Genomic DNA, 16,437 nt, shown 5'->3' on the forward strand with positions numbered 1-16,437 from the left:
CGGAACTCCGGCTATTCAGCGCCTTGTCTCGTTCCACTAGGATGTGGCCATGCCCACAGAAACCGGATCCGTCTCGCCCGAATCTGCTCCCTCATCCCGGCCGGGGCCGTCGGCCGGCCCATCCGTACCGGAACGGCTGGCCGAACAGCTCAAGTCGCTGGGCGTTGCCCGGACCTTTGGAGAACCGCTGCAGGTGGGCGGAGATACCGTGGTTCCGGTGGCCTTGGTCCAGTACGGTTTCGGCGGCGGCGGCGATGCCGATGGAGCCGCCGGCGGTGGTGGCGGCGGTTTGGCCCTGCCGCTCGGCGCCTACACCGGGCGCGGCGACGGGCCCGCAACGTTCCGGCCCAACACCGTTGCGCTGCTGGCCGTGCTGATTCCCCTGGTCTGGACCGCCGGTCGGGCCGTGGCCCGGGTTGTCCGCGCCGCCAAGAAATAGGCGGCTCGCGGACCCGGGGCCTCCACGCGTTCGCTGGCGCTCACTTGGTCGACCACCGGCGGATACTGGCGCTCACTTGGTCGACCACCCACGGATACTGGCGCTCACTTGGTCGACCACCCACGGATACTGGCGCTCACTTGGTCGACCGCCGACGGGCACTTGGCCGATCACCGGCGGGCACTAGCGGAGGTTACGGCGGAACCGTAGGCTCAAAAGTAACAGCGGACAACACAGATTCGAGGACTCCCGATGAAACTGAGCCATATTCCGTTGCGCCTCTCCACCGGCGCGTTCATCCTCAATTCCGGGCTGGGCAAACAGAAGCTGGATAAGGACACCGCTGCCGCCATGCAGGAGATGGGCAGCCGCGCGTTTCCCTCATTGAGGCAGATGGATCCGGAGAAATTCGGCAAACTGCTGGCCTACGGCGAAACCGCCTTGGGCGCTGCACTGCTGCTGCCGTTCGTGCCCAGCAGGCTGGCCGGCCTGGGCCTCGCCGCGTTCTCCGGTTCGCTGCTGGCCATGTACTTCAAGACGCCGCACATGACCGCCGAGGACAACGTCCGCCCCAGCCCCGAGGGCACCCCCTACGCCAAGGACGTCTGGATGCTCGGCATCGCCCTGGCCCTGATCCTGGATCCCAAGAACAAGAAACCGACGGCGATCCCCACCACCTGACGCTAACCAGCGGAGCACGACGGCGGCGCCGGGGCCTCACCAGGCGGTCGTCCTCCCGCGTCCACAGCCTCAGCCGCCCGTGCCGGCGGCCGCTTCCACCGTGAGATGATGGAGGTCATGGCCGCACACACTTTTCCGCTGGTTGACGTCAGCGAAATCATCAGGCTGGTGGGCGGCGCCGCCTTTGCCCGCGGCAAGATCTATGCCTCCGACGGATCAGTGGCCGAGCTCGACTGGGACCCGTCCGTCCGCCTCCTGACCGCTAAAGTCATCGGCACCGCCGCACTGCCGTACCGCTGCCGGATCTACCTGGAAACCGGTACGAGCGGTCAGTGGCGTCCGGCTTCGGCGTCCTGCAGCTGCCCGGTGGGCTCCGACTGTAAGCACGTAGCCGCCGTGCTCCTGAACAGCAACGGCAAGCACCTGATCACCAACCAGGCCTTCGCGCGCGAGCCGGAACCGGTGCAGGCCGGCTGGCAGGATTCGTTGGCAGGACTGATCGGTGGCACACCGGACGGCGCCAAGGGCGGCGCAGCCAAACCGGCGAAGACCAAGGTGAAAAGCACCTCCGGGCTGGGACTGCAGTTCGAGCTGACGGAGCCGGGCCGCCGGAACGACCGCCAGTACCGCCCTTCGGGCCTCTCCCTGCCGGAGAACTCCGCAGCAGGCCCGAACTGGACCCGCAAGGCCGGAAACCGGATGCGGGTCGGCGTCCGCCCGGTGCTGCAAAACGAGACCGGCCGGTGGATCCGCAGCAAACTGCGCTGGAACACCATCAGCTACAAGACCTACGGCCTGCCGCTGGACACCGAACAGCACCGCTGGTTCAGCCAGTTTGCGCCGCTGCACCGGGCCACCGGGCTGACCTACTTCGGCGAAGACAACGACTGGCTCTTCCTGGACGAATTCAGCAGCCCGCTGCTCTGGGAACTCTTCGCCGAAGCCAAGCGGCTGGGCATTGCGCTGATCGGCACCAAGGCGGACACGGTCGTCGACATCCGGGACCAAGCCGTGATCGGCCTGGACGCCCATCTCGACGGCGTAGCGCCGGCGGCCGCCGAAACGCGCGACGGTGCCGCCGAAGGCCACCCGGACACTGCCGACCTGGTCCTGACACCGTCGCTGCGGATCGACGGCCAGGAACTCCCCACGGAGACTGCGGGTATCGTCGGCACCCACGGCGTCTACCACTACAGCGTCGCAGGCCAGACCGTCATCACCCTGGCCCCCACCGCACATACCGTCACCGATCAGGAAGCGAACCTGCTGCTCTCCGGCACACCGCTGACGGTTCCGGCCGCCGACGTCGAGCAGTTCATGGAGCGCTACTACCCGGCGCTCAGCCAGCGCATCGCGGTGGCCAGCAGCGACGAATCAGTCAGCTTCCCGGAGATCGTTCCGCCGGCGCTGGTCCTGACCGCTTCCTACCGCAAGGGCAACGTGCTGCAGCTCGGCTGGCACATCGAGTACCGCCACGGAGACAAGCCGCTGCGGCTTCCCGTCGACGACGATGCGGACACCGGCCACTACCGCGACCTGCCCGCCGAGCAAGACCTGTTGGAGGCTGCCGCGGCCGTGCCGGGCGTGGGCACGACGGCGGCGCGCACCTTGCGGGACATGGCCACCGTGGATTTCACCCGCTACGCGATGCCAGCGCTGGAGCAGCTGGACGGCGTGCGCGTGGACATTGTGGGCGAAAAGCCCGACTATCAGGAGCTGACCGAAGCACCCGAACTGACCATCAGCACGGTGGAGACGGACGAGAGCGACTGGTTCGACCTCGGCGTCATGGTCCGCGTGGCCGGCCGCACCGTGCCGTTCGGAAACATCTTCAAGGCGCTGGCCCGCGGCCAGACCCGGCTGCTGCTGGTGGACAAGTCCTACCTGTCGCTGGAGCAGCCGGTGTTTGACCGTCTCCGCCAGCTGGTGGACGAAGCCCGGCAGATGCAGGACCGGGAATCCGGCGAACTGCAGATCAGCCGCTACCAGGCCTCGCTCTGGGAAGACCTGGAGGAAGTCGCCACCGAAACCGTCCAGGCCCGCAGCTGGCGCGAATCGGTCCAGGGCCTGCTGGCGCTGGAGGCGGTGGAACAGACTCCCCTGCCGGCCGGTTTGGATGCCGAGCTCCGCCCGTACCAGGCCGAAGGTTTCAACTGGCTCGCCTTCCTCTGGCGGCACCGGCTGGGCGGGGTGCTGGCGGACGACATGGGGCTGGGCAAGACGCTGCAGGCTTTGGCCCTGCTGCTGCATGCCAAGCAGCATGGCGAACCGGCGTTCGCCCGCCCGTTCCTGGTGGTGGCGCCCACCTCGGTGGTGTCGAACTGGGTCCAGGAGAGCCAGCGCTTCGCCCCGGATCTGAAGATCGAGGGCATCACCGACACGCAGGTGCGCGGCCGCCGCCCGCTGTCGGAGATCGTTGCGGAAGCCGACGTCGTGGTCACCTCCTACACGCTGTTCCGGCTGGATTTCGAGACGTACCAGGAGACGGACTGGGCCGGGCTGATCTTGGACGAGGCGCAGTTCGTAAAGAACCGCGCCACCAAGGTCCATCAGTGTGCCCGCGATCTGCGTGCGCCCTTCAAGATTGCGATCACCGGCACGCCGATGGAAAACAACCTGATGGAGCTGTGGTCCATCTTCTCCATCGTGGCGCCCGGGCTGTTCCCGTCCGCCGTGCGGTTTGTTGACCAGTACCAGCGGCCGATCGAACGCAACCAGGACTCCGAACTGCTGCAGAAACTGCGCCGTCGGATCAAGCCGCTGATGATGCGCCGCAGCAAGGAAGCGGTGGCCCGGGACTTGCCGGAGAAACAGGAGCAGGTCCTGGAGGTGGAACTGACGCCCAAGCACCGGCGGATCTACGACACGCACCTGCAGCGCGAGCGGCAAAAGGTCCTGCGACTGGTCGAGGACATGGACAAGAACCGGTTCACCATCTTCCAGTCGCTGACCCTGCTGCGGATGTTGAGCCTGGATCCCTCGCTGGTGGATCCAAAGTACGCCTCCGTGCCGTCCAGCAAGCTCGGCGTCCTGTTCGAGCAACTTGAAGACGTCATCGGCGAGGGGCACCGGGCGCTGATTTTCAGCCAGTTCACCAGCTACCTGAAGATGGCCGCCCAGCAGTTGGACGCGGCCGGCATTGAGTACTGCTACCTGGACGGTTCCACCCGCCGCCGCGCCGAGGTGATCGAGAAGTTCAAGAGCGGCAATGCCCCGGTGTTCCTGATCAGCCTCAAGGCCGGCGGCTTCGGCCTCAACCTGACCGAGGCCGATTACTGCTTCCTGCTGGATCCCTGGTGGAATCCGGCGACCGAGGCCCAGGCCGTGGACCGCACGCACCGGATCGGCCAGACCAAGAACGTCATGGTTTACCGGATGGTGGCCCGCGGGACGATCGAAGAGAAGGTGATGGCCTTGAAGGAGCGGAAGGCCAAGCTGATCTCGTCGGTGCTCGAAGACGATGCCATGTTCTCGTCCAAGCTCACCGCTACCGACATCCGCGGCCTGTTCGGCGACTAGCCTGCGCCTGGGGAACGGCCTACGCCCGACATGCGGCCGGGTGCGCGGGCCCGGTGGCTGGCGGCGTGTTACTGCACGGTGACCTGCAGCAGGCGCCAGCCGTCCGGGACCTGCGCTTCGATGGCGGCCCGGGCGTCGGCATAGGACTCCCCTTCAGCCGACAATTCCTTGGTTTCGACCGGCTGGATGATTCCCACAACTTTGACCACGGACTAAAGGTATCCCCGACCCGGCCGAGTCCGCGGCATCCTTGACCATGGTTCCGGTCACGTCCGCCCGGGCGAACGGCCAGCGCCGACCGCCGCCGGGCTAAGGTGATAGACGGGATCGTCCGTCTCCGCGGGCCATCCCGTCCACCGGACGAAGGGGGCAGGGTGCTGGCACTGGTACGCCACGGACAGACCGATTGGAATGCAGCGGGCCGGCTGCAGGGACACACCGATGTGCCGCTCAACAGCTTGGGCAGGCAGCAGGCGTACGACGCCGGCGCCTCGCTATCCGCGGGCGGCTGGGACGTTTTGGTGTCCTCACCTTTGGTGCGCGCCGTGGAAACCGCGCAGATCATCGGCAGCCAGGTGGGCCTGGAGCTGGCGGAAACGCTTCCGGAGCTCCTTGAGCGCGATTACGGCGGGATCGAAGGCACCGTGCTGCGCGGCATGGACCGGCCGCACATTGACGAACTGATGCGGCAGGCGGAACCGGAGGTGGACGTGGCCGTCCGCGGTATCGCCGGGCTGCAGGCATTGCTCCGCACCTACCCGGAACAAAACATCATCGCGGTGGCACACGGGACGATCCTGCGGCTCACGCTGAATACGCTGCACGGAACGCCGCGGGACTACATCCTCAATGGTGAAGCAGTGGAACTGGACCCTAACGTGGTGCTCGGCTACCGCCCGGATCCGGACCAGTTGGCTGCCACCCGCTCCTGACGACGGCGGGGCGTGCGGTTCCCGGGACGGTCCGGCCGACCTCGCGCTACTCGCCCTCCAAACGCTGATGCAGGGTTGCCACGGCGTGCTCGGACAGTTCTTCGCGCGGGGCGCACCAGTCCACCCAGCGGTGCAGGAACGCGGTGAGTTCGGCGGGGTCAACCGGCTCCATGCCGCCTTCTGCCATCAGCGTCTCGCTGATCAAATCCAACTTGACCGGGCTCACCCGGGTGAGCCGTCCGCCGTCGTAATCCCAGCTGTAGCCAAGGATCAGGTTCACCATGCCGCGTTCCGAGGCCGATTCGCGTCCGGTCTCCCGCAGATAGCGGGTGGCCAGCTCGTCGATTTCCTCCTGCCGGAGCGCCTCGATTTCCTCATCCAGGCTGCCGGCCGCCGTTTCCGTGTCACCGCCCCGCCGCGCTCCGCCGGGCGTGGCACCGGCCTCGGCGTCATCAAGCTCTGCGTAGTCCTCGTCGGAGAGCCAGTCTTCACTCTCCTCCTCCGTCTCGTCCGCCAACTCGATGATGGTGCGCAGCCAGGCCTGGGCCACCCAGCGGCGGGCGCCGAAATCTTCATCCACCATGTGTTCGGGCAAATCCAGCGAGGCGTCCAGCCCTTCCCACGCGTCCAGCGCGGCGCCGGTCAGGTCGGCGTCGGCGTCGAGCACCAGCCCTTCTTCCTGGGCGTCTTGATTCAGGTCCCTGAGCGCCGCGGCCGGGTCGTCCACCAGCCCGGTTTCCATCACCGTCCCGCCGAAAATGTTGCCGTCCAGCAGCACCAGCAGGCCTACTTTGTCATTGCCGGCCGTAAACTCGAAGAGCATGTTGGCTTCGTCGCCGAAAGCGTCCGCATAGCGGTGCAGGGCCGTCACCGTCACCGGGTGCTTGGCCCACTCCGGCTCGGTGAAGCCGTCGGCCACCATCCGGTCCGCGAGCGTTTCGGCGTCGCGCCGCATATCCGGACGGCCGATCAGGAACGCCAGCGCGCGCAGCATCGGCACCGCGCCGGGGCCGTTGCGGTCCTCGGCCAGGTCCAAGAACGCATAGAACAGTTCGTTGCGGCGCTGCCGGCCGGTGTCGTCCTGTGTATCCCACAGATCCAGCAGGTAGCCGCCCAGCGAATGGGCTTCGATCGGGCTGGCCGTCTCCAAGGTGTCGGCAAACGGACGTTCCAGCTCGACGTACAGCTCCAGCAGCGGGTCGCTGACCGGCCCGGCCTGCCTGCCGGAGCCGGGCTGCCGGTTCTTCATCTTTTTCGGCTTGCGCTTGCGACTCACAGGACTCATGCAACGAGTCTGCCATGGCCTCGCCGCGAAGGTAACCGTCGGGGTGGGCCCGGCGGTCAGCGCAGGGACTGGATCACCAGCCGCCATTTCTCCAGCCAGGCGGCGCTGCTTTCCGGGTCCTGCCAGGACTCCTGGTTCAGGTACAGGCCCTGGACCGGGACAGTGGCGCCCAGTTCCACCAGCACAGGTTTGAGCAGCAACTCCGGCGCCAGCGCGTGGGCCGGTCCGGCGCCGAGCATCAGCGGCACCGCCACCACACCGGCCAGCCCGTCACCGGTGGCGAACTGGTCGAGGAACAGCTTCAGCACGCCGGAGTAGGTGGCCTTGAAGGTGGGCGACGCCACGATCACCAGTTCGCTGCCCTGCACGGTCTTGACGGCAGCGGCCACGCCCTCATCACCCCACCCCAGCAGGCCCGGGCCCAACGTCACCACATCCACCAGATGGTCCGCGGGCGCACCGATAATCTGTTCGGCCAACTGTCCGGCGGCGGCCAGCGTCCGGGAGCCGGGTTTGGGGTTTCCTGCCACAACTGTCACGGTCATGGTTCGGACGCTACCGCGCCGGAAGGCCGGATCGCCAGCACCGGCCCAGTCATTGCGGCCCGTGGCGCGGTGTTACCCCATGTTGCCCATAGGAAACGTCTGCCCCGGATGTCACACTGGCCGCATGCCGTTTTACCAGGACGCCGCCGCCACCGAACCCCTGGCGGCCATCCATCTGGTCCAGCGCACCAAGAGATGCTTCCAGTTGGCGCAGCCGATCTACTACCAGGCGGATCCGGCTTCCGCCGTCGTCCGGATTGCAGCACACGATCTCTCCGCCGGGCTCAAGAACAACTCCACCGACCTGGCTTCGGTGCCCACCTGGATGTGGGGGCTCATTGCCAGCTACGGACGGCAGACGGCCCCGGCCCTGCTGCATGACCTGCGCATGGCAACGTGCGCCGAGCTGCCGCCCGAGGAGGCGCTGCGGCGGCGCCGCATCTATGACGAGGAGTTCCGCCGCGCGCTGCTGGATACCGGAGTCGCCGCGTTGCGTGCCCGGCTGATGTGGGCCGGCGTGTCGGTCCAGGCCTACCTTGAACATTCGAGGGGTCGCGGCCTGCTGTTGGCGGCGTCCGTCGGGGTGGCGGCGCTCGCGCTCGTTGCCGCCATCTGGCTGGCCGCAACCGGCGCCGGCCAGTTGCCCCTGGCGGGAGCAGTGCTGCTGACCGCCGTGCTGTGCCTGGCCTGGACCCGGGACTGGCCGGTGGTCGCCGCCCTGGTTCCGGCCTTCGCCCTGTTCTCCCCAGTGCTCGCGGCAGCGGCCGCCGGGTCACTGCTGCTGTGGCTCTGCGAGACCGGCTGGTGGGCCGTTACCAAACCCTTCACCAAACACCCCAGCCCACCACCCGTCGTCGGCCCCTTAACGGAGACGCCCCACCCATGATACATCTCACATTTCCGGCCCGGCAATGCCGGAATCGACCCTCCGGAACGCACCCCCGAAAAGGCAATTTGGTTTGATTGGCACAACCAAACGGAATCGACTATGATTGAGGCATGCCCCCCAACCCCCGCAAGCAGCCCGATCCGGGCGTCATGATCCGTGACGCCGTGGCTCAGGTGGTGCGCTGGGCCTCCCATGCCGACACGCGGAAACAGCTGTTCGATCCGCGCGAAGCCGGGCTGACGCCTACCGATGTCGCCCTGCTGGAGTACATCGATGACAAGGGCCCGGTCCGCGTTTCGGAGCTGGCCACGCAGCAAGGGGTGGACAAGTCCACCATGACCCCGCAGGTCCGCCGCCTTGAGGACAAAGGGCTGGTGGACAAGCAGGCGGATCCGGACGACGGCCGGGCCACCCTGCTGACGGCCTCCACGGCCGGCCGGCGGATGCACCGGAACATCGGCAAGGCCGGTGCCGCCGTTGTCGATGAGATCCTCGCGGATTGGACCGACGACGACCGCGAAGCTTTTGCCCAACTCTTTACCCGTTTCGCCGAGCAGCTCATGCGCGGCGAGCCCTCACAACGAACCGACTCGGAAAGGAACACGACAGGCGATGTCATCAAAGGCTCTTGAGCAAGGTGGCAAACACGATCTGCTTTCGCTTTCTTCACGGCTGTCCGCCACCCGGCAGATGCTGGCCAGGAAAGTGCGTACCGCCGGTCTGCTGTTCCCCCTGCTGACCCTGGCCGCCACCGCGGCGTTCTGGTCCATCGTCTGGCTGCTGGACACCACGCCGGTCCACGCCCTCTCCCCGGTCAACGCGCTGCTGCGGATCTACGGCACCGGCATCGCGGTGATAGCCACCATGGTCATTGTTGGCGCGTCCCTCTGGCTGATTGCCAAGCGGCTGGGCTACGCGGACAGGTTCACCGGTGCTCTTTTCGAGCATTCCGATGACATTGGCCCCGTTCCGTCCACCGCCGGTAGCCTGGTCCAGACTGCCGCTGCCCCGGCGCCGGTAGCCGACTTCATTTTTGCGGCCTTGCCCGCAGCTCCGGCCCGGCTCCAGCTGGAGGCGGCACCGAACGACGACGGCGCGCGGCCGGCTTTCGCCGTCGCCGCACCAGCCCCGCTGGCTACGTCTTCTCCCGCTACCGTTGCGGAACCGGGAGCCCCGGCCAGTACGGCGATCGTGGAGGAACCTTTCCTAGCCGAGGCTTCCGTAGCGGAAGTCAGCGTAGAGGATGCTCCGGCCCGGCCGCTCACCAAGGCCAATCCCCTCCAGAAGGCCAAGGGCCGCAAGAAGTAACAAGCCCCCACTAGACCAATGACCGGCGCCAGCGAACGGGCGCCGGTCATTTTCTTGCCCGGCCCCGCCGGCTGAGCCCTTCGCCGTGCGCCGGGCCTTCTTCGCGCGGGGTCAGGCGCCGGACGGATCCAGCAGGGCGGCCGCCGTGGCCTGGTGATCGGGATGGCCTGTTTGCAGGGCATACATTGCGTAGACCACGGGGCCGGCGGCTACCAATTCCACACAGTGCTCTTCGAGCCGGGGCGGTACGCGTCCGCCCGCGTCCCGAAACGCCCTGATCGTTTGGTCGAACGCCTCGGCCGTGGACATCATGTGGTGGAGGCTGAAATCCGCAGACGGATCGCCTACCCTCGCCGTCGTCCAATCCAGCACCGACCGGATTTCATTCTCGTCGTCCAGCAGCAAATGGGCGGGGTAGAGCTCTCCGTGGGTAAACGCCGTGAAGTCGGGCCAGTAGCTGTTGTCGGCGAGCCAGGCCTTCCAGCGGTCCATGAGCTCGTCGGCAATCCGGAACTCTTCGCTGACCGTGGCCACGTTCGTGCGCCATTCTTCGCGCACTTCGGCGGGGGTCAATACGGGCACTCCCTTGGCTCGCGCTTCAGCCGCACTGATCCGTTGCAACTGGGCGATCAGCCGCCCCAGCGAGGCGCAGTACGCGGGAGACTCGCGGTCGAAATGCCAGAGCGGTTCGCCGTCTTCCACGGTGAGGCCCAGCTCGCCGGGCAGTTCGGGATAGGCAATCAACGAGCGGTTCCGGATCCGCCAGTCGGGTACTGCGGGGGAGATCTTGTTCTTGACCAGGTCCAGGATTTTGGCTTCATCCGAGATCTTGGCCGATACGTCGGGCCGCCGCGGAATCCGCAGCACCCACTTCTTGCCGTCCTTGGCCGTGGCGAAGGCGACCAGGTAGTCCAGCCCGGCTTCGTTGAACCGCACGGACTTCGGCTGGATCGTCATCCCGTTCTGGGAAGCAAGATCGGCCACGTAGTCCGGCGTGAATTCGTCCGCAGTGATCATGGGCACCTTCCTTGAGCCTTGGTGCCACTGTAGCCAAGAGCCCACGCCGGAGCCATGGCCTGGGCCGGTTAGCCCTATCCCTTCCCAGCGGCGACGCCGGCCAGCTCACCCTGGCCCGACGCAGCGCTAAGGATGCGGGCCGCCGTTGCGTGCCCCATCCGAACGGCGCCGTCCACATGCTGGTAGCCGGCACCGGCCAGGTCGGAGCTGGACCAGTAGATCGTCCCCACCGGCGTCAGCTGGTCCTTGCCGTAACGCGAGAGCCCGCCCAGATCGTAGCTGGCGGCATAGGCGCCGCGGGTCCACTCTTCGGATCCCCAGTCGGACTCGTTGTACACCACCGGATCCAGTGCCGCCGGGCCGAGGTAGTCGGCGATGGCGGAGAGGATCGCGGCCTTGCGCTCCTGGGGGCTGAGCTCGAACATGGCGTCGGCTTTTTCATCGCTGACGAAGCCGACCAGGGTGCCGCGGGAATCCCCGTGGTTGGTGTTGTCGTAGACCTCCTGCACTACCGAGCCCGCACCGAAGCAGGTGCCGGAGAGGCCGTCGGCCCGCCAGAACGGGGTCTTGTACACCGCATGGACCTTGATCACCAGGCCCAGCGACTGGTGCTGGTGCATCTGGTGCTGCCGGCGCGGCAACGGCGGCTCGAAGGATACCCGGGAGTATAGGTTCGGCGGCACCGCCATCACGGCGTACCGCGCCTCAACGGTGACGTCCTCCGCGACGGCGGTCACGCCGTCGTCGTTCCAGCGCAGCGTGCGCACCGGGGCGCCCAGCCGTACATCCTCGCCCAGCTCGGCGGCCATCCGGACGGAGACTTCCTGCATGCCGCCCACCACGCGCTTGTCCAGAATGAAGTCGTCGTCCACCAGGTTGCTGAACGAGCCCGCCGACGCCGCCATCAGCACCGCCTGCAGCACGGAGAACGAATGCGCGGGCTTGGTCAGCATGCCGCCGGCCACGAACAGGCCGATGTTGTTGCATGCTTCCTCATCGGCAGACTGCTGGCGCAGCCAGTGCTGGAAGGAGATGGTGTCCAGCTCGCGCGCCCGCGGATGCGCCCACGGCTCCTCCGCCCCGACCTCGGCCGCCAGTGCGTCCAGCAGGCCGATCAGCCGGTTCATTTCCGTTTCGGTGGCGGAGCTGACCGGGAAGATGGCGCCGGTGTAGCGCTTTGTCTCGCCGGCGGGATCCAGGTAGATGCTCTGGCCCTCGCGGTAGCGGCTGTAGGTCTCCAGGCCCAGCTCCCCGAGCAGTTCCAGCAGGGCCGACTGGTCCGGCGACACCCATTGGCCGCCGATTTCGAGCATGGCGCCGTCCACCACATCGGTCCAGGTGCGGCCGCCCACGCGGTCCCGTGCCTCCAGCACCGCTACGGACAAGCCTGCCCGCTTCAGATCCCGTGCCGCGGTCAGTCCGGAAGGTCCGGCGCCGATCACCACTACGTCCCGCTTCAACTTGCTCACTGTCGTTCAACTCCCGTTCGGACTGCTATGGAACTGCCGGCTTGGTTCCGGCCTCCGAGTAAATGAACTGGATTCATTTACTCACAACTGTAACCGGCGCCACAGGATTCTGAAAGGGCTGCGTAGGATGGTTACACGGGTTGTACCGCCGCAGCCCCGGGCGGACAAGGAAGAAGGAGTTTGTCGTGACAACACGCTCGGCGCGCGACGACGCCCCTGCCCCTCCCCCGAACGGACACAGGCCGGCCGGCCGTCCCACCGAGAAGCTGCTGTCCAAGGAACTCATGACGACGGCGGCTCTCGGCTTGATCGAAGCGCGCGGCTATGAGGGACTCACCATGTCCGGCCTGGCCCGGAGCTTGGGCGTTGCCCCCTCGGCGCTGTACAACCACGTGGCCTCCAAGCACGACGTGCTGCTGCTGCTCCAGGACCACCTGATGGCCCGCGTCGACGTGGCTGCTTTCTCCGAACTTCCGTGGCCGGACGCGGTGCGCCGCTGGGCCTGGTCATACCGGGACGTCTTCACCCATCACGCCCCGCTGATTCCGGTCATTGCGGTGCTGCCCGTGACCGGTGCTCCGCACACGCTGGCCATGTACGAGGCTGTCGCGGCGGGCTTCCTGCGGGCGGGCTGGCCGGAGCCGCAGGTGGTGCCGGCGATCGTGGCCCTGGAGTCATTTATTTTCGGCTCGGCCTTCGATGTGACCGCGCCCGCCGACATCTTCGAATCCGGCGAGCTCGCCGCGGCGAACCCGGTCTTCACCTCCGCCGTGAGGTCGCAGGATCTGACCGACACAGGATCGGCCGCCGACGCCGCTTTCCAGCTGGGGCTCGAGGCTCTGATCGCCGGCTTGCAGGCACGGCTCAAGGCCGTCCAGTCCGCCTGACCCCTGCGCGGCAGGCCTGACCCCGCGCCCCTGCGCGGCTGGCCTGCCCCCGCGCCCCGGCGCAGGAAACCTCCCGTTTCGCCTGCCTCGTCTTATCTACTACGCGGATAACGCCCTTTTCAGGCCCGAAAAGGGGCGTTATCCGCATAGTCGATCTTGGTGGGTGGCGCGGCGGCTTACAGCAGCCGGCGGGCGCCGTCGGCCGGACGCACGGTGAACAACTCCGGCTGCCGGAAGCCGCGGGAAGCGAATGCCCGCCAGACCGCGTCCCGCACCGCATCCACGCCGGCCGCCGGGACCAGGGCGATGGCTGAGCCGCCGAATCCCCCGCCGGTCATCCGGGCACCCAGGGCGCCGCCCTCCCGGGCGGCATCCACGGCCAGGTCCAGCTCGGGACAGGAGATCTCGAAGTCATCGCGCATGGAAACGTGGCTGGCGTCGAGCAACCGGCCGATGGCCGCGGGCCCCTCGATCCGGAGCGTCCTGACGGCATCCACCACCCGCTGGTTCTCGGTGACGATATGCCGGGCGCGGCGGAAGGTCTCATCGTCGAGCAACTGCTGCGCTTCCGCCAGCCGATCATGCGGCACGTCGCGCAGCAGCGGCACACCCAAGGCTTCCGCGGCCCGGGTGCAGGAGTCGCGGCGTCTGGCATAGTCGCCGGTGGCGTGGGCGTGCGACACCTTGGTATCCATGACCAGGCAGACCAGGCCGGCGGCGTCCAGGACCAGCGGTACCAGTTGCACCTCTTTGCTGCGGCAATCCAGGAAGACGGCCGATCCGGCGGAACCGAACAGCGAGGCGTACTGGTCCATGATGCCGGTGGGGGCGCCGACCATGTCATTCTCGGCCCGGCGTCCGACGGCGGCCAGCGCGCGCCTGTCCAGCCCGGCCCTGCCATCCAGCGCTGCCAGTTCGGCCAGGCCCACCGCCACGGCGCACTCCAGCGCGGCGGACGACGACAATCCGGCGCCCACCGGCACCTCGGAGTCCACCAGCAGGTCGAATCCGGGCAGCCGCACTCCGGCCTGCTCCAGCGCCCAGGCCACGCCCAGCGGATAGGCCGCCCAGCCGGTCACGCTGCCCGGGCGCAAGCCGTCCACGTCCACTTCCACAGCCTCGGTCCCGGCCAGGGCGGAGGCAACCCGAACCGTGCGGTCGCCACGGACAGCGAGCGCCGCCGTCGTTGTTTTGTCGATGGCAAACGGCAACACAAAGCCGCCGTTGTAGTCGGTGTGCTCGCCGATCAGGTTCACCCGTCCGGGTCCCGCCCACACGCCGGCGGGCGTGCGGCCGAAGCGGGCGGCGAAGGCGTCGGCGGTGCGGGCGGCCAGGGCGTCGGCGCTCATTGCCCGCTCCAGGCGGGGGCACCAGTCCCGCTGCCCGCATCGCGCAGTGCCGCGGCGACCTGTTCGGGCAGCGTGTCGTTGATGAAGGCACCCATCGCGGCCTCGGAGCCGGCCAGGTACTTGAGCTTGTCGGCCGCCCGGCGCGGTGAGGTCAGCTGCAGGTGCAGGTAGCCGGAATCGCGCAGCGCCGGATCCACGGGCGCCTGGTGCCACGCGGCGATGTAGGGAGTGGGGCTGTCGTAGAGCGCGTCGAAGCGCCCCAGCAGCTGCGGGTACAGTTCCGCCAGCTCGTCCCGCTCGACCCCGGTGAGCCCGGCCAGATCCGCCACCTGCCGGTGCGGCACCAGGTGCACCTCCAACGGCCAGCGCGCGGCGAACGGCACGTAGGCGCTGAAGTGCCCGCCCTCCAGCACCATCCGCGAGCCGTCGGAACGCTCCTGGGCCAGCACCGATCCGGTCAATGTCTCCCGTCCGCCTGAAGCCGTAAAGTGCTGCTGCGCGGCTGCCGCCATCACCGCCCCGCGCGGCGGCAGGTAGGAATAGGCATAAATCTGTCCGTGCGGGTGGTGCAGCGTCACGCCGATTTGGGCGCCCCGGTTCTCGAAGCAGAACACCTGCGCCGTCCCGTCCAGCGTGCTCAGCGCCGCGGTCCGATGCGCCCACGCGTCGATCACCGTCCGCACGCGGCGGAACTCCAGCTCGGTGAACGAGCCGGTGTGCGCCGAGGTGAAGGAGACCACCTCGCAGCGCCCGCCGGCGGCGTAGGCCCGGCCCCACTCCGGGTGTTCCGGCACCGCCAGCAGGTCCGGACCGAGCGAGGGGAACCTGTTTTCGAACACAGCCACGTGGTAATCCGCAGCCGGGATCTCGGAGGCGTACTCGGGCGTGCTCGGGCACAGCGGGCAGGCGTCGGCCGGCGGCAGATAGGTGCGGGTCTGCCGGTGCGCGGCCAGCGCCACCCACTCCCCGGTCAGCACGTCGTACCGCAATTCCCCGGCCGGGGGCCGCCCGGGTAAGTCCCGGGAGTCCTGCGCAGCCCGCGGAACCGGCTGCGCGCCGTCGTCGAAATACAGCAGTTCCCGGCCGTCCGCCAGCCGGGTACTGGTCACCGCGGTGACCGGCGCACCTTCGGGAACAACGACGGCGGTGCCCGCCGTGGGCGTGTCTTGTTCCGTCACGCCGGCTCCCCCGTTCCGGAGGCCACCAGCAGGTTGACGCCGAGTTCGGCATAGCTTGAGCGGACCTCATCCGGGATGCCCGCGTCGGTGATCAGCGTGTCCACGGCGGCCAGCGGGACGATCGGGGCCAAGGCGCGGATGCCGAACTTGGTGTGGTCGGCCAGCACCACCAAACGGTCGGCCGACTCCGCGAGCGCGGCGTTCGTATCCGCCTCGGCCAGGTTGGGTGTGCTCAGGCCGCCGTCGGGGTGGATGCCGTGCACGCCCAGGAAGCAGATGTCCACGTGCAGCGAACGGATCGCCGCGGTGGCCACGGGACCCACCAGCGCTTCCGACGGTGTGCGCTCGCCACCGGTCAGGATCACCGTCGCCTCGCCGCCGGTGGAGCGCCGGGCCACGTCCGCCCCGGTGAGGGAGTTCGTGACCACCGTCAGCCCCTCCAGCCCGGTGAGCAGGCCGGCCAGGCAATACGTGGTGGTGCCGGCCGAAATGGCAATCGTGGCCCCGGGCCGCAGCAGTTCCCGGGCGGCCCGGCCGATGGCCAGCTTCGCCTGCCGCTGCCTGCCCAGATTCACGCTGAACCCCGGCTCCGCCTCCTGCGTGCCGCGCAGCCTGGCGGCGCCGCCGTGGACCTTGCGCAGCACTCCTTCGCCGTCGAGCGCGTCGATGTCCCGGCGAACCGTCATCTCGGAAACCATCAGCGTGTGCGCCACTTCGGAGACGCGCACGGTTTCGCGGACGCTGAGTTCCTGCAGCAGATAGCGCCGCCGTTCCGGTGCCAACATGAACGGGCCTCCAACAGATCGATCAAATCCGCACTTTCTCTCCTCAAAGTAGCACAGGAAAGCACAACGACGCCGGTGCCCGCCTGCCGAAGGCGGGGCACCGGCGTCGTGCTGTCCTGGGTGATGGCGCCAGGTCGGGCGGGTTAGGCGGTCC

At 67.9% G+C, this 16,437-nt stretch carries 16 protein-coding genes; 8 read left to right on the forward strand and 8 right to left on the reverse strand.

Annotated elements, in window-relative coordinates; translation table 11 throughout:
• Positions 1-49: 49 nt before the first annotated feature.
• The 3 genes from MNQ99_RS14405 (at position 50) to MNQ99_RS14415 (ending at position 4,639) form a co-directional block, all read left to right on the forward strand.
• A complete protein-coding gene (locus MNQ99_RS14405; RefSeq protein WP_338423097.1) occupies positions 50-439 on the forward strand; it encodes a hypothetical protein in 390 nt (129 codons plus the stop codon).
• A 252-nt stretch (positions 440-691) separates the two neighbouring features.
• On the forward strand, positions 692-1,120 hold the full coding sequence (locus MNQ99_RS14410; RefSeq protein ID WP_241913401.1) for a DoxX family membrane protein: 429 nt from the start codon (positions 692-694) through the stop codon (positions 1,118-1,120).
• A 117-nt stretch (positions 1,121-1,237) separates the two neighbouring features.
• The gene (locus tag MNQ99_RS14415) at positions 1,238-4,639 is read left to right on the forward strand and encodes a DEAD/DEAH box helicase (RefSeq protein WP_241913402.1); all 3,402 of its coding nucleotides are present in this window, start codon (positions 1,238-1,240) and stop codon (positions 4,637-4,639) included.
• A 68-nt stretch (positions 4,640-4,707) separates the two neighbouring features.
• Here the strand turns inward: MNQ99_RS14415 and MNQ99_RS14420 are convergent, their stop codons facing one another.
• A complete protein-coding gene (locus MNQ99_RS14420) occupies positions 4,708-4,848 on the reverse strand; it encodes a hypothetical protein (RefSeq protein ID WP_164745385.1) in 141 nt (46 codons plus the stop codon).
• Between the two features lie 165 nt (positions 4,849-5,013).
• On the opposite strand from MNQ99_RS14420, the gene MNQ99_RS14425 reads away from it, so the two are divergent.
• Positions 5,014-5,571, forward strand: coding sequence for a histidine phosphatase family protein (locus MNQ99_RS14425; RefSeq protein WP_241913403.1), 558 nt, complete (start codon positions 5,014-5,016; stop codon positions 5,569-5,571).
• A 46-nt stretch (positions 5,572-5,617) separates the two neighbouring features.
• On the opposite strand, the gene MNQ99_RS14430 is transcribed toward MNQ99_RS14425, so the two are convergent.
• Both MNQ99_RS14430 and MNQ99_RS14435 read right to left on the reverse strand, forming a co-directional pair.
• Entirely contained in the window at positions 5,618-6,856 is a 1,239-nt protein-coding gene (locus MNQ99_RS14430; protein WP_241913404.1) for a hypothetical protein, read from the reverse strand.
• Between the two features lie 56 nt (positions 6,857-6,912).
• The gene (locus MNQ99_RS14435) at positions 6,913-7,401 is read right to left on the reverse strand and encodes an NADPH-dependent FMN reductase (RefSeq protein WP_241913405.1); all 489 of its coding nucleotides are present in this window, start codon (positions 7,399-7,401) and stop codon (positions 6,913-6,915) included.
• Between the two features lie 124 nt (positions 7,402-7,525).
• Here MNQ99_RS14435 and MNQ99_RS14440 point away from each other — a divergent pair, with 124 nt between their 5' ends.
• The 3 genes from MNQ99_RS14440 (at position 7,526) to MNQ99_RS14450 (ending at position 9,598) form a co-directional block, all read left to right on the forward strand.
• Positions 7,526-8,287: a DUF1353 domain-containing protein gene (locus tag MNQ99_RS14440; protein WP_241913406.1), complete on the forward strand. Its 762-nt coding sequence runs from the start codon at positions 7,526-7,528 to the stop codon at positions 8,285-8,287.
• 113 nt (positions 8,288-8,400) lie between these two features.
• Positions 8,401-8,922: a MarR family winged helix-turn-helix transcriptional regulator gene (locus tag MNQ99_RS14445; RefSeq protein WP_241913407.1), complete on the forward strand. Its 522-nt coding sequence runs from the start codon at positions 8,401-8,403 to the stop codon at positions 8,920-8,922.
• Positions 8,903-9,598, forward strand: coding sequence for a hypothetical protein (locus tag MNQ99_RS14450; RefSeq protein ID WP_241913408.1), 696 nt, complete (start codon positions 8,903-8,905; stop codon positions 9,596-9,598). Before MNQ99_RS14445 ends, MNQ99_RS14450 begins: the two co-directional genes overlap by 20 nt.
• A gap of 111 nt (positions 9,599-9,709) precedes the next feature.
• Here MNQ99_RS14450 and MNQ99_RS14455 read toward each other — a convergent pair whose 3' ends face one another.
• Together MNQ99_RS14455 and MNQ99_RS14460 are read right to left on the reverse strand one after the other, a co-directional pair.
• Positions 9,710-10,615: a macrolide 2'-phosphotransferase gene (locus MNQ99_RS14455; protein ID WP_241913409.1), complete on the reverse strand. Its 906-nt coding sequence runs from the start codon at positions 10,613-10,615 to the stop codon at positions 9,710-9,712.
• Positions 10,616-10,689: 74 nt separating this feature from the next.
• Positions 10,690-12,084 carry a flavin monoamine oxidase family protein gene (locus tag MNQ99_RS14460; RefSeq protein ID WP_241913410.1) on the reverse strand — a complete coding sequence of 465 codons (1,395 nt, stop codon included), beginning with the start codon at positions 12,082-12,084 and terminating at the stop codon, positions 10,690-10,692.
• A gap of 185 nt (positions 12,085-12,269) precedes the next feature.
• Here MNQ99_RS14460 and MNQ99_RS14465 point away from each other — a divergent pair, with 185 nt between their 5' ends.
• On the forward strand, positions 12,270-12,971 hold the full coding sequence (locus tag MNQ99_RS14465; protein WP_241913411.1) for a TetR/AcrR family transcriptional regulator: 702 nt from the start codon (positions 12,270-12,272) through the stop codon (positions 12,969-12,971).
• A gap of 176 nt (positions 12,972-13,147) precedes the next feature.
• Here the strand turns inward: MNQ99_RS14465 and galK are convergent, their stop codons facing one another.
• The 3 genes from galK to MNQ99_RS14480 are packed head-to-tail and all read right to left on the reverse strand — an operon-like array spanning position 13,148 to position 16,283.
• Positions 13,148-14,320, reverse strand: coding sequence for a galactokinase (gene galK, locus MNQ99_RS14470; RefSeq protein WP_241913412.1), 1,173 nt, complete (start codon positions 14,318-14,320; stop codon positions 13,148-13,150).
• The gene (gene galT, locus MNQ99_RS14475) at positions 14,317-15,498 is read right to left on the reverse strand and encodes a galactose-1-phosphate uridylyltransferase (protein ID WP_241913413.1); all 1,182 of its coding nucleotides are present in this window, start codon (positions 15,496-15,498) and stop codon (positions 14,317-14,319) included. Before galT ends, galK begins: the two co-directional genes overlap by 4 nt.
• Positions 15,495-16,283 (reverse strand): DeoR/GlpR family DNA-binding transcription regulator, encoded by a 789-nt coding sequence (locus MNQ99_RS14480; RefSeq protein ID WP_241913414.1) that lies wholly within the window; start codon positions 16,281-16,283, stop codon positions 15,495-15,497. Before MNQ99_RS14480 ends, galT begins: the two co-directional genes overlap by 4 nt.
• Between the last annotated feature and the right edge of the window lie 154 nt (positions 16,284-16,437).

This window comes from Arthrobacter sulfonylureivorans (genome assembly GCF_022637435.1).
GTDB lineage: Bacteria > Actinomycetota > Actinomycetes > Actinomycetales > Micrococcaceae > Crystallibacter > Crystallibacter sulfonylureivorans.

Excerpts from the sequence above, each read along its gene's own strand:
- MNQ99_RS14405 (WP_338423097.1), top strand. The coding sequence starts at position 50 with ATGCCCACAGAAACCGGATCCGTCTCGCCCGAATCTGCTCCCTCATCC.
- MNQ99_RS14410 (WP_241913401.1), top strand. The coding sequence starts at position 692 with ATGAAACTGAGCCATATTCCGTTGCGCCTCTCCACCGGCGCGTTCATC.
- MNQ99_RS14415 (WP_241913402.1), top strand. The coding sequence starts at position 1,238 with ATGGCCGCACACACTTTTCCGCTGGTTGACGTCAGCGAAATCATCAGG.
- MNQ99_RS14430 (WP_241913404.1), bottom strand. The coding sequence starts at position 6,856 with ATGAGTCCTGTGAGTCGCAAGCGCAAGCCGAAAAAGATGAAGAACCGG.
- MNQ99_RS14435 (WP_241913405.1), bottom strand. The coding sequence starts at position 7,401 with ATGACCGTGACAGTTGTGGCAGGAAACCCCAAACCCGGCTCCCGGACG.
- MNQ99_RS14440 (WP_241913406.1), top strand. The coding sequence starts at position 7,526 with ATGCCGTTTTACCAGGACGCCGCCGCCACCGAACCCCTGGCGGCCATC.
- MNQ99_RS14445 (WP_241913407.1), top strand. The coding sequence starts at position 8,401 with ATGCCCCCCAACCCCCGCAAGCAGCCCGATCCGGGCGTCATGATCCGT.
- MNQ99_RS14450 (WP_241913408.1), top strand. The coding sequence starts at position 8,903 with ATGTCATCAAAGGCTCTTGAGCAAGGTGGCAAACACGATCTGCTTTCG.
- MNQ99_RS14455 (WP_241913409.1), bottom strand. The coding sequence starts at position 10,615 with ATGATCACTGCGGACGAATTCACGCCGGACTACGTGGCCGATCTTGCT.
- galK (WP_241913412.1), bottom strand. The coding sequence starts at position 14,320 with ATGAGCGCCGACGCCCTGGCCGCCCGCACCGCCGACGCCTTCGCCGCC.
- MNQ99_RS14480 (WP_241913414.1), bottom strand. The coding sequence starts at position 16,283 with ATGTTGGCACCGGAACGGCGGCGCTATCTGCTGCAGGAACTCAGCGTC.